Origin of the sequence: Proteus penneri, from assembly GCF_003144535.1 — a bacterium.
Classification (GTDB): domain Bacteria; phylum Pseudomonadota; class Gammaproteobacteria; order Enterobacterales; family Enterobacteriaceae; genus Proteus; species Proteus penneri.
This window is the reverse complement of the sequence record NZ_PHFJ01000015.1, coordinates 102346-117168: the sequence shown is the minus strand read 5'-3', so window position 1 is coordinate 117168 and position 14823 is coordinate 102346. Positions and strand designations below refer to the sequence as shown.

General features: G+C 36.3%; 14 protein-coding genes. 12 read left to right on the top strand and 2 right to left on the bottom strand.

Going from position 1 to position 14823, the window contains the following annotated elements:
* The first annotated feature begins 176 nt into the window (after positions 1-176).
* From CUB63_RS16545 to CUB63_RS16500, 10 genes are all read left to right on the top strand, one after another.
* Entirely contained in the window at positions 177-704 is a 528-nt protein-coding gene (locus tag CUB63_RS16545; protein ID WP_006534899.1) for a fimbrial protein, read from the top strand.
* Positions 705-787: 83 nt separating this feature from the next.
* A complete protein-coding gene (locus CUB63_RS16540; protein WP_109399223.1) occupies positions 788-1348 on the top strand; it encodes a fimbrial protein in 561 nt (186 codons plus the stop codon).
* Positions 1349-1369: 21 nt separating this feature from the next.
* Positions 1370-3985: an outer membrane usher protein gene (locus tag CUB63_RS16535; protein ID WP_109848532.1), complete on the top strand. Its 2616-nt coding sequence runs from the start codon at positions 1370-1372 to the stop codon at positions 3983-3985.
* A gap of 55 nt (positions 3986-4040) precedes the next feature.
* Positions 4041-4799, top strand: coding sequence for a fimbria/pilus periplasmic chaperone (locus CUB63_RS16530; protein WP_036911923.1), 759 nt, complete (start codon positions 4041-4043; stop codon positions 4797-4799).
* Positions 4800-4811: 12 nt separating this feature from the next.
* The gene (locus CUB63_RS16525) at positions 4812-5357 is read left to right on the top strand and encodes a fimbrial protein (RefSeq protein WP_006534894.1); all 546 of its coding nucleotides are present in this window, start codon (positions 4812-4814) and stop codon (positions 5355-5357) included.
* 11 nt (positions 5358-5368) lie between these two features.
* The gene (locus tag CUB63_RS16520; RefSeq protein WP_072063565.1) at positions 5369-5854 is read left to right on the top strand and encodes a fimbrial protein; all 486 of its coding nucleotides are present in this window, start codon (positions 5369-5371) and stop codon (positions 5852-5854) included.
* A 10-nt stretch (positions 5855-5864) separates the two neighbouring features.
* Positions 5865-6413: a fimbrial protein gene (locus CUB63_RS16515; protein WP_006534892.1), complete on the top strand. Its 549-nt coding sequence runs from the start codon at positions 5865-5867 to the stop codon at positions 6411-6413.
* 21 nt (positions 6414-6434) lie between these two features.
* Positions 6435-7262, top strand: coding sequence for an MrpH family fimbial adhesin (locus CUB63_RS16510; protein ID WP_072063564.1), 828 nt, complete (start codon positions 6435-6437; stop codon positions 7260-7262).
* 20 nt (positions 7263-7282) lie between these two features.
* Positions 7283-7603: a helix-turn-helix domain-containing protein gene (locus CUB63_RS16505; RefSeq protein WP_109399221.1), complete on the top strand. Its 321-nt coding sequence runs from the start codon at positions 7283-7285 to the stop codon at positions 7601-7603.
* An 851-nt stretch (positions 7604-8454) separates the two neighbouring features.
* Positions 8455-10029 (top strand): AbgT family transporter, encoded by a 1575-nt coding sequence (locus tag CUB63_RS16500; RefSeq protein ID WP_072063562.1) that lies wholly within the window; start codon positions 8455-8457, stop codon positions 10027-10029.
* A 61-nt stretch (positions 10030-10090) separates the two neighbouring features.
* On the opposite strand, the gene CUB63_RS16495 is transcribed toward CUB63_RS16500, so the two are convergent.
* On the bottom strand, positions 10091-10480 hold the full coding sequence (locus CUB63_RS16495; protein WP_072063561.1) for a DnaJ family domain-containing protein: 390 nt from the start codon (positions 10478-10480) through the stop codon (positions 10091-10093).
* A gap of 132 nt (positions 10481-10612) precedes the next feature.
* Here CUB63_RS16495 and CUB63_RS16490 point away from each other — a divergent pair, with 132 nt between their 5' ends.
* Together CUB63_RS16490 and arnT are read left to right on the top strand one after the other, a co-directional pair.
* Positions 10613-10951: a carboxymuconolactone decarboxylase family protein gene (locus CUB63_RS16490; RefSeq protein ID WP_006534886.1), complete on the top strand. Its 339-nt coding sequence runs from the start codon at positions 10613-10615 to the stop codon at positions 10949-10951.
* A 381-nt stretch (positions 10952-11332) separates the two neighbouring features.
* Complete coding sequence (arnT, locus tag CUB63_RS16485; RefSeq protein WP_232240054.1) at positions 11333-12799, top strand: lipid IV(A) 4-amino-4-deoxy-L-arabinosyltransferase; 1467 nt, start codon at positions 11333-11335, stop codon at positions 12797-12799.
* Between the two features lie 674 nt (positions 12800-13473).
* Here arnT and CUB63_RS16480 read toward each other — a convergent pair.
* Complete coding sequence (locus CUB63_RS16480; protein ID WP_202608858.1) at positions 13474-14823, bottom strand: TolC family outer membrane protein; 1350 nt, start codon at positions 14821-14823, stop codon at positions 13474-13476.

Genomic DNA, 14823 nt, shown 5'->3' with positions numbered 1-14823 from the left:
AAACAATTTGGTGTATTTTGTTTTGTTTCTAACGATATTTAATTGCGTTTAGGACAGGCATCAATATACCAAAATTCAAAAACTCAATAAATGAGTCATTCAATTAGGAATAATTCAATCCTAATGAATTTATTATTTTTAATGTCTTCATCCTTTATATTTTAGGAAACAAAAAGATGAAATTAAATAAATTAGCGTTAGTTCTTGGCTTAGGTTTATCTGTTGCTGCAGGTTCTGCATTTGCTGCTGATCAAGGTCACGGTACTGTTAAATTTGTTGGTTCAATTATTGATGCACCTTGTTCTATTCATCCTGATTCAGAAAATCAAACTGTTCCATTAGGTCAAATTTCTACAGCTGCATTAAAAGATGGTGGCCGTAGTAATTCTCGTGATTTTAAAATCACTTTAGAGAATTGCACAACAGAAACTTATAAAACTGTTCAAACAACCTTCACTGGTTCAGAAGATGCAGACATCTTAGCAGGATCTTTAGGTATTGAAGGTATCGCTAAAAATGCTGCTGTTGTTATCACCGATGCAGGTGGTAAACAAATCAAATTAGGTACACCAAGTGCTGCTCAAACATTACGTGATGGTAATAACGATCTGAACTTTGCTGCTTACTTACAAGGTTCTTCTGCTGCAGCCGCTGTTCCTGGTGACTTCACTGCAATCGCAACTTTCGCACTGACTTATCAGTAAGAAAAAATAAGTTCTGTACAAGGATGTACAGAGCTTTATTTCCTGTGTCTATTTTTAACGATTTTTTTCTTACGGAGAAAAATATGAATCGCAAGATGACACCACTATGGCTAAGCCTTATTGCCAGCTTACTGATGACAACAGCAGTAGCGAGTGATGTAAAACAAGATAAAAACATGCATCAGCGATTTGGGGTACTTAATCTTTCAGGCTCGATCTTAGAACCATCTTGCACGATTGCAGCAGGAAGTGGTGAACAAGTTATTCCACTGACAATCGTTTCTATTCCAATGCTAGTAACTGAAGGGCAAGGACCTATTGAGTATTTTTCTATCAGATTAACGGAATGTACGCTAATTGAACAAAAAGGTCAGGAAGCGGACAACCCTCGTTTTATTGCAACGTTTGAAGGTCCCTCTAGCGAGAATGGTAATTTTGCACTTTTTGGTGAAGCAAAAGGTGCGTCATTAGCGATAGCTGATCGTTATGGTAGGAGAGCAATTCCAGGTAAGCCATTACCTCCTGTTGGTATTGATTCCAAATCAATGGCGTTACTTTACCAAGCGCGAATAGTCAAAAATAACGAAATACCAAAAGCTGGAAATTACAGAACAACGCTGCGATTTAAGCTGGAATATTATTAAATGGATCGGGTTGGATAACTTATGGTTAGAACATTCAAAACCGTTGGTTTAGGGACGGAAAAAAAGAAAAAACAACATACTATTCGGCCTGTTGCTGTACTGATCTATTTAATTATTACTGGCATTTCCGGTATTTCAAGTTCAGCTTTAGCAAATAGTGATATTGAATTTAATGCCGATATTTTGGATCTAAAAGATAAGCAAAATATCGACTTATCAGATTTCTCTCGTGCTGGCTATATTATGCCCGGCCGATATGAATTTGTTGTTCGCGTAAATAATAATGAACTTCCTGAACTTTACAACATTAACTATGTTGTACCAGCCAATGATCCCAAAGGCAGTGAGGCTTGCTTACCTCCAGAATTGATCCATCAAATAGGGCTCAAACCTGAATGGGCTGAAAAAGTTAAATATCAAGATAATGGAAGTTGTCTTGATATCTCTTCTATTCCCGGAATGACGGTAAATGCAAGTCTGGGAAATGGCAATCTTATTCTTACGATCCCTCAAGCGTATCTTGAATATTCGGCACCAAACTGGGATCCACCTTCTCGGTGGGATCATGGTATCTCAGGAGTACTGTTTGACTATAACGTTAATGCTAATGTGACCGATCCCGCTAATGGAAAACAGCGCCAACAAGTTACAGGCTTAGGAACCGTGGGAGCAAACCTTGGTGTTTGGCGTTTCCGTGCCGATTGGCAAGCAAGTTATCAGCATACAACGGGGCTTCCTGATAGCACTGAAAATAGTTGGAAATGGAACCAGCTTTATCTTTATAGAGCAATCACGCAATTAGGGGCTCGCCTAGTGATGGGGGAGACTTACTCACGTTCTGATATTTTCGATAACTTCCGTTTTACTGGGGTTAACTTGTCTACGGATGACAATATGCTGCCACCTAACTTAAGAGGATATGCCCCTGAAGTAACGGGTGTGGCAAAAACGAATGCGAAAGTGACAATTAGTCAGCAAGGCCGTGTGATCTATGAAACTCAGGTTGCTCCAGGACCGTTTCGCATTCAAGACATCAATGATGCAGTGAGTGGCAAATTAGATGTACGTATTGAAGAGCAAGATGGATCTGTTCAAGAATTCCAAATGGATACAGCAAGTATTCCTTATTTAACACGTCCTGGCCGAGTGCAATATAAATTATCTGCGGGTAAACCGTCGGATATGGACCGTAATATGGAAGGTCCTATTTTTGGTATGGGTGAATTCTCATGGGGGATCAGTAACGGTTGGTCACTTTATGGTGGTTCATTAGTCTCGGGCGATTATAACTCGGTTTCTGCAGGTATTGGTCGTGACCTAATGGTGCTGGGGGCTATCTCTTTTGATGCGACACATTCTTGGGCCAAAATACCAAATGATAACAAGCGTTATCACGGTGGTTCTTATCGCTTAAGTTACTCAAAACGTTTTGAACAAATAAATAGCCAAGTGACATTCGCAGGCTATCGATTCTCTGAACGTGACTTTATGAGTATGAATCAATATTTAGATCGCCGTTATCGTGACGGTGAAGAAGATAACAATAAAGAGCTTTATACCATTATGTTTAGTAAGCAGTTCCCTGAATGGGGTTTGAGTGCTTACTTAAACTATAGTCATCAGACTTATTGGAATAAGCCTAATAACGATAACTATAACTTGTCATTAGCTAAAACGATGGATATTGGTAACTTTAAAAATATCAATCTTAGTCTGTCGGCGTTTCGCAATAAATTCAATGGCACCAATGATAATGGTGTTTATATGAATGTCAGCATGCCTTGGAGCGATCGTGCAACCATTAGCTACAACACGGTGATTAATAAACACGGTAATTCACATAATGTCAGTTATTACGATCGTATTGATGACAATAGTAGCTATCGTGTTGGTGCTGGTTTAAGCAGTAACGGTAAACCATCTGCAGATGCCTATATCATGCATTACGCTGATGCTGCATTGGTCACTGCTAGTGCGAGCCATATTAATGGTGAATACACATCAGCCACATTATCACTACAAGGTGGGGCAACTTTAACACCAAAAGGTGGTGCATTACACCGTACAAGTCGTACTGGTAGTACTCGTTTACTGGTTGATACCGATGGTATTTCAGATGTACCAGTGAAAAGTATCGGCGCGATTACTCGTACTAATGCTTTTGGTAAAGCAGTACTGCCTGATATCAATGATTATTACCGTAGTAGTGCCAGCATCGACCTTGATCAGATGCCTGATAACGCTGAAGCATTACGCTCAATTCAGCAACTTACCCTAACAGAAGGCGCAATAGGCTACCGTCACTTTGATGTGATATCGGGACAAAAAGCCATGGCTGTCATTCGCTTACAAGATGGAACTTATCCGCCATTTGGTGCCAGTGTCACAACCGAGAAAGGGCGTGAGCTTGGTATTGTCAATGATGGAGGGAATGTCTATCTGACTGGGATTAACAGTGATGATGTATTGAGTGTACGTTGGAATGGGCAAGATCAGTGCAAAGTCCGTATACCAACATTAGTTGAAGGGGTATTTATGTCTTCATTATTACTGACTTGTAGTGATGGTGAATCAACACCTTCGACAATTAATCAAAGAACAGAGCCCTTACCTAAACCTCAACTGATTACGAAATAAGGTTAGGAAAGAAGGGAAAGATAAAAATAATTTCAGACAAAAAGAGTAATTTAAGATGATGTTATCAAAGCGCTTATTCATTGTAACAACCACTTTATTGACTGGAATGGTCTTTACTAGTCAAGCCCTTGCTGCGATTGCTTTAGATAGAACGCGTGTCATTTTTAATGGTGCTGATAAATCTATTAGCTTAAATGTCAGTAATCAAAATAAAGAGCTACCTTATTTGGCTCAAGGCTGGATGGAAAATGAAAATGGAGAACGTATTGACAGTCCATTGTTAGTTTTACCGCCTATTCAGCGTATTGAGCCGGGTGATAAAAGCCAAGTAAAAGTGCAGTCCTTACCCGATATTGCCAAATTACCACAAGATAGAGAAAGCGTTTTCTATTTTAACTTGCGTGAAATTCCACCTCGTAGTGATAAACCCAACGTGTTGCAAATTGCATTACAAACACGAATTAAGTTGTTTTATCGCCCAGCATCGATTTATGCCACACAAACGGATCTCACCCATCCTTGGCAGGAAAAAATTACCTTAATAAAGAAAGGTGATCGCTATGAAGTGAATAACCCAACACCTTATTACGTGACATTAGTGGATGGGTTAACAGGGTTACAAGGAAAAAGCCTCGATGGTTTTGAACCGATCATGATTGCCCCTAAAAGTACAGGAACGATAAATCTGCATGCTTCTGCGTTTGGGGCATCACCTGTACTCAGTTACATCAATGATTATGGTGGACGTCCACAGATGAAATTCACTTGTAATGGCAATGAATGCAAAGTTACAGAAACATCAGCAGGAAACTAATAGGTCTATTTTATGAAAATGGAACAGCGGTTTAGCCTAAGCAAAGCAGTGTTGATTCTTATTTTGGCAACGTTTACTGGAGGCCTAAGTTTTACTGCTGTTGCGAATTTACCCGCTAGAGCGGTGAAAGATGTTATTCCTGGAATCGTTTATATCAATATTTCAGGGAATGTCATTGCGCCACCGCCTTGCTTAATTAATGACGGCAAAATGATCGAAGTTAATTTTGGTGAGGTGATGAGTACACGTATTGATGGTGTTCGTTATAAAGAGCCTATCCACTACACAGCAACTTGCCAAAAAATGCCAACCAATGCCATGAAAGTTTATATTACGGGTGGCGCAACTGGATTCGATTCAAATGCGCTACAAACAAATATTACGGGGTTGGGGGTGCGCATTCTGTATCAGGGAAACTTATTAGATTTAGGTAAGGCGGTGAATTTTACCTATCCCAACTTACCTGAATTAGAAGCAATTCCAGTTCGTGATCAGAATGAAGTCTTAGTGGGTGGTGATTTTGTCGCAAGTGGCACACTGCATGTGGATTATCAGTAAGAGGTCAGAAGATGAATAAATTAAAGTACATATGTCTGATTGCATTACTGAATTCTTATTCTGTCATGAGTGCAGACGCACCTAATATGAAATTATATGGCACTTTATTAGTACCGCCTCCTTGTGTCATTAGTAACAACGAACTGATTGATGTCTATTTTGGGCACAATGTAGGTATTCATAAAGTAGATGGCATTAACTATACCGAATCAGTGAATTATCGATTGGTCTGTGATCCAAATTTAAAAGGTTGGGATTTAGGGCTTTCTATTATTGGCCCTAAAACACAGTTTGATGAAGCTGCGCTACAAACCAATATTCCAGATCTAGGTATTCATCTAACGCAAGATGGTAAGCCTTTTAAATTAAACGAGCGTATTGCGATATCACCGGATAATCCACCTGTGATCCAAGCGGTGCCCGTTAAAAGACCCGGTAGCACTTTGCCTGAAGGTGCATTTGAAGTTTCGGCAACACTGCTTGCTGAATACCAATAGGAGCGTATTGATGAATATTAAAAGATTATCGATCCCGTTCATATTGGGTCTAGTTACATTTACGGGATTAACATCAACTGCTTTTTCAGCGCCGGACAATATGCGTTTTCACGGCATATTAGTTGACGAGCCTTGCACCATAAAACCCGGTGACGAAACTGTTGAGTTAGATTTTGGCAATATTCCGGACAAAAACCTTTATGCGTATCAAAGAACACCAAGCAAGTTGTTTCAAATACGCTTGTCTGAATGTGATTTAACGATTGGTAAAAGTGTCAAGATCACCTTCAAAGGTGATGAAAATCAAGCCATGGCAGGGCAAGGTTTTTTAGCAATTAGCCCAAGTAGTCAAGCGTCGGGTATTGCTGTTGGTTTGGAATCTGAAAATGGAAATGCGCTACCTGTTAATAAAGAAACAGACAAAATGTCATTAAATGCGGATGACACGATTTTAAATTTTTATGCCTTTATTCAAGGGGAGCCAGATGCGATTGCTAACCAATCCATTAAACGCGGCCCATTTAGTGCGATTGCCACATTCCATTTGAATTATGACTAATTATTAGGGTTGAGGTTTTATATGTCCATATTAAAGCGACTTCCAGCTTTATGTATTGCAATAGGTTTGCTGTTTTCAGCGCCTGCGATGGCATCCATCTTTTCTTATATAACCAAATCAACAGGAACACCAGCAAATGCAACCTATACCTATGTTATTCAACGCTGGGATCCTGAAGATCCTTACACTCCAAATCCTTGTTATGGTTGGAGTCAATGCTGGATAACAATTAACCATAAGCATGATGCTAATGGTTCTCCAGGATCGGCGGTAAGAAGCATTGTCCGTGTTGAAAAAGAGCCTTATTTAGCTGGCGTTCGTGATGCGGTAATGCGAATGGAAAGCTTTCCAATACAAGGCACGGCACGGCATGTTGGTGATCCGCTTACCTCAAATCAAGAATGTGTCGGGCTATTTTATGAATCTAAGGAAGGAGGCTGGTCACCAAATGGACGTTTATTACCGGGATCACTATGTGGGATTGCGCCACCACCTGTTGGTGCATGCAAAATAACAGAAGGAGCTGTAAACCTTAATTATGGTGATATTGACGAAGCGAGTTTAGAAAATGCAACACGAGCTAAAAATATTAATGTGACTTGTAATTTAGCTATGAAAGTTCTGGTTATTGCATCAGGCTCAGACAGTGGCCGAGTACCATTGCGACCTGATAATAGCCTTTATGCCGATTTGTTTCTTGATAATTATCCTGGTGAAAAAGGTACAGTAATTAATGTTCCTGCAAATGGAACCATACCTGTAGAGGTTAAATCAATTTTACACACGAATGGTCGCGTTGCACCGGGCTATTTCTCTGGTTCGGGCTCAATTATTTTAACGATGCCTTAATCATGATAATAGGTGAATATATGATGAATTACGATTTTACAGATATTAATGTTAATGCGTTAGTTGGAAAACGAATTCAGAAAAAGCGTAAAGAATTAGGTTACACTGGTATGCAAATTGCTAAAAAAATTGGTGTAAGCCAACAGCAATTCTCTCGATATGAGCGAGGCATGAATAAAATTGATTTAAGTTATCTTGTTTTATTAGCCAATTATCTTAATACACCTATTTATTGGTTTTTTGAAGATTGTTTTATACCAAAATCCTCATCAGAAAATTCGCGCATTGATAAATGTAGCAATATCATCGCTGAAGCAACACCTGATGTTTTTTCATACTAGTGCATATCGCTAGAGGATACTCAAACTTGGTGTTTTAATGCGTATTTTTATTCTTTGATTGATTACCAAATTGGTAAGGCAGGGACATCCCTGCCCTTTTTTTGTTCATAGAAAACCCCTGCAAGGCTGGGGGATCCCGTAAAGCTTTCAGCTTTGAATAAGCTATTAACTCCTTTTTAATTTGTTAAAACATCTTGCGGTCTGGCAACTGCAAGAGTCAAACAAAAAATCAGAAAGGGGTTCCATGGGGGACGAAAAGAGCTCAGCGTGTACAGGCATGATGGAATTGTAAATATCACATTTTATCTTTCAAATATCTGTGACATTCTTTTAAATATTTATTTTACGGTTTCTAATTCTCTTTTTTAGATCAGCAATTCTTCATTTTATGTATATTAATACGTTTAATATCTACTGCAAAATCACTTCATAATGTTACAAATAATCTAAAGTTTTAACCTAATCTGACTGTTTATTCGTCATTATTTTTTCTTTTATAGTAATTACGACCGTTACTATCAGGTTTGCCTGAGTGTTTAATCGTTTCTGATTATTAATTCAAGGTGTTTTTATCTGCTTTAGGTTAATAAATAATCATAATTATGTTAAAAAATGTTACCTTATGCACATTTTTTAATTTTAGATATTATAAATTAATTTTAATATAAGTGATTTGTAATTGTGTAATTTTCTTTTATTTTGTTGTTTATTAAGGTAAAAAATATTTAACCTGATAATTTTATACTGATATTTATCCTAAATAAGATGCTTATAAATAGGATTAACAGATAGTCATAACAAAAAGGGTTGTGTACTGTGCATTTTCTGTTTTTTTATAAAAAGGATAAATGATGCAAACAAAAAAACAGGGAGGCAGTCGCTTTCTACGCACAGTGGAATGGCTAGGAAATGCGCTACCCCATCCCGTCATTTTATTTATTATTTTAATTGCTATTTTACTTGTCTCTTCTGCCGTTGGCGAATACTTCGGTGTTACGGTACAAGATCCTCGGCCGGAAGGTGCCAAAGGACGCGCAGAAGATGGCTATATCCACATTATTAGTTTGTTAGATGCAGATGGTATTCGTCGTATATTGGCAAATGTTGTCACAAACTTTACAGGGTTTGCACCATTAGGTACGGTGCTGGTGGCGTTATTAGGTGTCGGTATTGCTGAACGTGCAGGTTTATTATCTGCGGTTATGCGTTTAGTGGTAATGAAAGCACCTCGTAAAATGACCACTATGGCAATTGTTTTTGCAGGTATTATGTCTAATACTGCGGCTGAATTAGGTTATGTCGTACTGATACCGTTATCAGCAATTATCTTCCATTCGTTAGGACGGCATCCTCTTGCTGGTCTAGCGGCTGCATTTGCAGGGGTTTCAGGTGGTTATTCTGCTAACTTACTCTTAGGAACGATAGATCCGTTATTATCAGGTATTACGCAACAAGCAGCGCGCATTATAGATCCAGCTTATATCGTTGGTGCTGAAGCAAACTGGTACTTTATGTTTGTCAGTACATTCCTTATTACTTTCTTAGGTTACTTCATTACAGAAAAAATCGTTGAGCCTCAGCTAGGGCCTTATAACGGTAACGAACTTGATGATGAAGAAAATGATTTAAGGAATGCTGCTGAAGTCACGCCCCTAGAAAAGAAAGCATTATGGGCTGCAACAGGAACCTTTATTGTTATGGGGGTGATTTTAGCGCTAACGGTTGTTCCTGAAAATGGTATATTGAGAAACCAAGAGACAGGGTTAATTGGCAATTCTCCTTTCTTAAAATCTATTGTTGTCTTTATTTTCTTATTCTTTGCAATTCCGGGTATTGTTTATGGATGGATTGCTAAAACAATGCGTACAGATAAAGATATCGTTGATGCTATGGCTAATTCGATGAGTACGCTTGGGCTCTATTTAGTCATTATTTTCTTTGCGGCTCAGTTTGTTGCATTCTTTGGTTGGACAAACATCGGTCAGGTTATTGCTGTTAAGGGTGCAGCACTACTTAATAGTATTGATATGCCGAGTGGATTACTATTTTTAGGCTTTATTTTAATCTGTGCATTTATTAACTTAATGATTGGTTCAGCATCAGCACAATGGGCGGTTACAGCACCTATCTTTGTACCAATGTTAATGCTTGCAGGCTATGCGCCAGAGACAATTCAAGCAGCCTATCGAATAGGAGATTCTGTTACTAATATCATTACACCAATGATGAGTTATTTTGGTTTGATATTAGCCGTTGCAACAAAATATAAGAAAGACACGGGGATTGGTACTATGATCTCTATGATGTTGCCATATTCTATTATTTTCTTAATTGGTTGGTCATTATTATTCTACTTATGGGTATTTGTATTTAACTTACCTGTAGGGCCTGGCTCACCAACGTACTATTCTCCAACAGCAGGTTAATTTTCTGCGATGAAAAAAGCTTATACAAGGATGTATAGGCTTTTTCTATTCTGATATTTCATTATTTTTGATCTACTTCTTTTTTATGATTTGCCAATTTTTCTGTTAGTTGTGTAGCATAGTCTGCATGTAAAAACTGAGTATCTAAACCTGCTTGTTGTAATTTTAATTCAAGCAATACTAAACGCTTTTGTAGTGATTCATGCTCTTCTCCTGCTTCATTCAGCGTACTTAGGATTTCGGCTAGAGATAATGCTTCTTTTCTATCTTGCATTTCAGGAGGTAAGAAACCTGCATTTTTTAACAAATGATAGCTAGCTCTAAGTGACTCAGGTACATGACTATTATCATCAATGATCAGCGGTTTACCTTCACCTTTAAGTGATGATAGCTCACCTTTTTGTAGTGCTTGTTCAATATGGCGTTCAGCCCATTCATCAATAATTGACATTGTAAACCTCGTTATTTTGAGCTTATTTTAAGCAGAAAAGATCACTATGCTTAATTTATCTTGATCAAATTATATAATTTGATATTATATTTTTATATTATATAAAAATATATATTAATAAAGGGATATCTAATGAGTAAGTACAAAGAAATAGTAACAGACATTGCTAGTAATATGGGGGCATTGTCTCAAAATATTCCAGAAGTAATGAAAGCTTTTATGAGCACGACAAAAGCGGGTGGTAAAGAAGGCGCTTTAGATGCAAAAACAAAAGAATTGATCGCTATCGCCATTGCTGTTGCCAATCGTTGTGATGGTTGCATTGGATTTCATACTAAAACTTTAGTCGAACTCGGTACAACAGAACAAGAACTTGCAGAAGCATTAGGTGTTGCTATTTATATGGGCGGAGGGCCTTCAGTTATGTATGCATCCAACACCATGGGCGCTTTTAAAGAGTTTAGTAAATAAGATCCTTATATATCATATAATTTAATAAAATAATCAAAAACCAGAATAAGTTCCTTCTGGTTTTTTGTTTATCTGCTGTTTATGTTTAATTTTTTACCTTCTATCTTTATTTCAATACTAATTAGATTAATCTTTTGATCAAAACTCGCTGCTACTAATAAAAGATTAATAACGCAATATTTAACTTTCCAACTGAATTACAGTTTATCATATTGATTAATATTGAAGATCTTGGTTTTTGATACTCTTTTTTTGGTTAAAAATAAAGCAATATAATAATTAATTATAATTTAATAAATAATAATTGAATCTTTTATAGGATAGCTATTCTAAGTGAATAGTTTGTATAAAGTGATATTGTTTTATTTTAACGAGGAATATATGCGTGTTGATTTTGTAGAAAGATATAAATGGTTTCTACTTTTTATTTTTATATTTTTAACTTATTTCATTCCTCTCGAAACCCGACTACTCTGGCAACCAGATGAGATCCGCTATGCTGAAATTAGTCGAGAAATGCTTGTATCAGGTAATTGGTCTGTACCTTATATGCTGGATATTCGCTATTTTGAAAAGCCAGTGTTGGGGTATTGGCTTAACAGTATTGCACAATGGTTATTTGGTGAGGGGAATTTTTCTGTTCGTATTGTCGTTGTCACTTCAACTTTATTAACTGGCTTATTTGTTTATCGTGCCGCTATGCTAGTTTGGCATAATCGTAATTTGGCGTTTAATGCACTAGTGGTCTTTTTATCCTCGTTTCTGGTATTAGCTATTGGTACCTACAATATTCTTGATCCTATAGTGACAATGTTTGTCACTATTGCGATGTATTATTTTTTAAGAGGATTATCTGCACAGAATAGAAAACCAAAAATCAGTGCTTATATTTTAGTTGGTGTCTTCTGTGGATTAGGTTTTTTAACTAAAGGTTTTATTGCTGTTGTATTACCTGCATTAGTTTTTGTTGTAACTGCAATTAGCTTATCTCGTTTTAAAGAAGTCCTTTGTTATGCACTAATCGCGCTTATTTCTATGCTTATTATTGCTGGTCCATGGGTTATTTCGGTTGCACTTCAAGCTTCTGATTATTGGCACTATTTCTTTTGGATTGAGCATGTTCAACGCTTTGTTGAAAAGGGGTCTGCAAGATCACAACCTATGTGGTTTTATTTACCTATTATTATTTTAGGTATTTTGCCTTGGTTAGGATTCTTATTTGGGGCTATTAAATCAGCTATTTTATTGAAAAAAGGGACGCTTTATTTTTCATTTTGGTTCTTTCTATTTTTTTCTTTTTTTTCTGCCTCTAGCGGTAAGTTATTAACCTATATGTTACCTTGTTTTGTGCCACTTTCTATCTTGATTGCACATTACATAGAAGAGCTAAGAAATGAACAAAATGAAAAAATTCATAATATTAATGCAATTATAAATACTGTTTTTGGGCTTGTCGGCATTTCTATTATTATTTATTCACTTTTCTCTACACGATTTACGTTATATGAAACAAATGAGCAATATAAAGCATTGCTGGGTATTGTTGGTTTTTTATGTTGGAGTGTGATGGGAATTGCTTCATTCTTTAAACCTACTCGGTTACTGACTTTATTTTGCTCAATAGGATTAAGTCTAGTAATTGGATATGTTATTCCTCATAAAATAGAAAGCAAAAGCACCCCTGAAAAGGAAATTAATCATTATTATAATGAGTTAGCAAATAAGCCTTATATTTTAACTGATGAAGTTGGGATTGGAACGTCTTTAGCATGGGGGTTAAAACGCACTGATATTCGTTTAACAGAGACGAAAGGAGAGTTAGCTTATGGTCTAGCATATCCTGATTGATGTGCAAAATAAATATTATGATATTAAGCAGCTAGTTAACTTAATTGAAGCGAATAACTACCAAGGGATTGCAATTGTTTTGGTTCGTCCAGAGCGGAAAGATATATTATCTATTATAAGCCAGTTAAAGGTAAAACCTATCGTAGAAAAGCAGGGTGATTTAACATTTGTTTTCTTTAATTAACTGATTTTAAAATTATTTCTTTCTTTAAATGCGGTTATAAAAGAGTAAATAAATTTAACTTTAAAAATGACATTGATTTGATTTTTTGTGTTGTTTTTATGTGATCAAAGTCCAAAAATGGATTTTGTTGAAAAATATATTTTGCTCTTTGGGGTTTTAATGATAGGTTTAAAATGTGTCCATTAAATCGGAGTTAGCTAAGCATTATATGACAAGTCACTTTACTTTATCAGAGCCCCCGCCCAAACAGAATGTACTTATGAATGGGGGTAATTTATGCTGATTTTCCTAGCTGAGTGTTTTATCGGTCTGGCATCAATTGCTCTTACTCACCGTGTACTAACGTTGTACGGTAATAAAAAGAAGTGATGATACCCGCTAGCTAAAATAAGTAATTAACGATTACTTATAACTAAAAGTCCTATATCTATCCACGATCTAGGACTTTTATAATTATACTCATATCTGTTATCAAAGATAATTAACAATTCTATTGAAAATAGTCTTCAATTAATTTTATTTTTTCAATATCTAATGTATTAGTATATTGATGCAATAATGCCCAAGCCTGAATGTAATCATATTTAGCTTTAATTAAATCTTGTTGAGAACGATATAATAATTCTTCAGCATTAAGAACATCAACCATTGTTCTTTGTCCGCCAATATAACTTTTTTGAGTTGCATCTAATTGCAATTTAGCAGAGGAAACGGATTGCTCATAGGCATTCAATTTAATATTACTGGTTGTACATATTTGGTATTGATGACGTAATTCTTGCGTGATTTTCTGGATGATTGCATCTCTTTCAAAAGCACTCATCTGATACAAGGCAGTAGATTGGCGCATTGAGGCTGTTGTTTTTCCGCCATTAAGTAAAGGCAAGCTGACATAAAATCCAACGTTTGCTGATTGATATTTTTGATTTACGGTATTATTGCTATCAGAATCACTATTAGAATAAGAAGCATAGAGTTGCACTGTTGGGAAAAATTCACCTCTATTTTTTTCTATTTCTTGTTTTGCTATTGCCATTTCATAACGAGCGGTTTGAATATTGAGGTTGTTTTGCATAGCCTCATTTTCCCATGATTCATAATTATTGGGTGTGATTGGTTGTAATATAAAACTATTATTATTTAATCTTGCTATATGTTCAGCATCAGGTAGTGGTGTACCAATCATTGAACTTAGTTTATTTTTAGCGTTATCTAATTCAAGCTGGATATCTGTATATTGCGATTGAGTTAAATATAATCGTGTTTGGATCTCTGAAATATCTGTTTTTGTTCCTTCTCCTAATTCGAATAAACGCTGGCTTGATATTAGCTGTTGTTTATAAATTTCTTGCTGTGATAGATTTAATAATAATTTATCCTGCGCATAAGCCAATTCTATATAATTATCCACTAATCTGATCACTAGTTCGGAAAATTTAACTTGATAACGACTGTCTGATAATAATGTTTTGATTATTGATGATTTGTAATCACTAAATGCCGTGTAATCAAAGAGTGGTTGGCTAATAATGGCACTGACAGAATGGCTTTGGTAATTTTGATATTCTATTCTTTCCATTTCTCCTTTACTTGTATTAATAGGATAAACTTTTCGTTGCCAATTTCGTGGGTTATTTTGATAATTGACATGTACGCTTGGGAGTAATTGAGATAATCCAATATTTTCATACTCTTTACCTGCAATCTGCTCTTTAATCGCAGCATTAAATGTAGGATCATTTTTTATTGCTAAGAAATAAAGATCAGACAGAGTGATCGCAAAAGCGTGAAAACTTAGCATCCATATAAATAAAATGGCAGAGAGTTTTTTTATTCGCAT

Excerpts from the sequence above, each read along its gene's own strand:
- CUB63_RS16545 (WP_006534899.1), top strand. The coding sequence starts at position 177 with ATGAAATTAAATAAATTAGCGTTAGTTCTTGGCTTAGGTTTATCTGTT.
- CUB63_RS16540 (WP_109399223.1), top strand. The coding sequence starts at position 788 with ATGAATCGCAAGATGACACCACTATGGCTAAGCCTTATTGCCAGCTTA.
- CUB63_RS16535 (WP_109848532.1), top strand. The coding sequence starts at position 1,370 with ATGGTTAGAACATTCAAAACCGTTGGTTTAGGGACGGAAAAAAAGAAA.
- CUB63_RS16530 (WP_036911923.1), top strand. The coding sequence starts at position 4,041 with ATGATGTTATCAAAGCGCTTATTCATTGTAACAACCACTTTATTGACT.
- CUB63_RS16525 (WP_006534894.1), top strand. The coding sequence starts at position 4,812 with ATGAAAATGGAACAGCGGTTTAGCCTAAGCAAAGCAGTGTTGATTCTT.
- CUB63_RS16520 (WP_072063565.1), top strand. The coding sequence starts at position 5,369 with ATGAATAAATTAAAGTACATATGTCTGATTGCATTACTGAATTCTTAT.
- CUB63_RS16515 (WP_006534892.1), top strand. The coding sequence starts at position 5,865 with ATGAATATTAAAAGATTATCGATCCCGTTCATATTGGGTCTAGTTACA.
- CUB63_RS16510 (WP_072063564.1), top strand. The coding sequence starts at position 6,435 with ATGTCCATATTAAAGCGACTTCCAGCTTTATGTATTGCAATAGGTTTG.
- CUB63_RS16505 (WP_109399221.1), top strand. The coding sequence starts at position 7,283 with ATGATGAATTACGATTTTACAGATATTAATGTTAATGCGTTAGTTGGA.
- CUB63_RS16500 (WP_072063562.1), top strand. The coding sequence starts at position 8,455 with ATGCAAACAAAAAAACAGGGAGGCAGTCGCTTTCTACGCACAGTGGAA.
- CUB63_RS16495 (WP_072063561.1), bottom strand. The coding sequence starts at position 10,480 with ATGTCAATTATTGATGAATGGGCTGAACGCCATATTGAACAAGCACTA.
- CUB63_RS16490 (WP_006534886.1), top strand. The coding sequence starts at position 10,613 with ATGAGTAAGTACAAAGAAATAGTAACAGACATTGCTAGTAATATGGGG.
- arnT (WP_232240054.1), top strand. The coding sequence starts at position 11,333 with ATGCGTGTTGATTTTGTAGAAAGATATAAATGGTTTCTACTTTTTATT.
- CUB63_RS16480 (WP_202608858.1), bottom strand. The coding sequence starts at position 14,823 with ATGCGAATAAAAAAACTCTCTGCCATTTTATTTATATGGATGCTAAGT.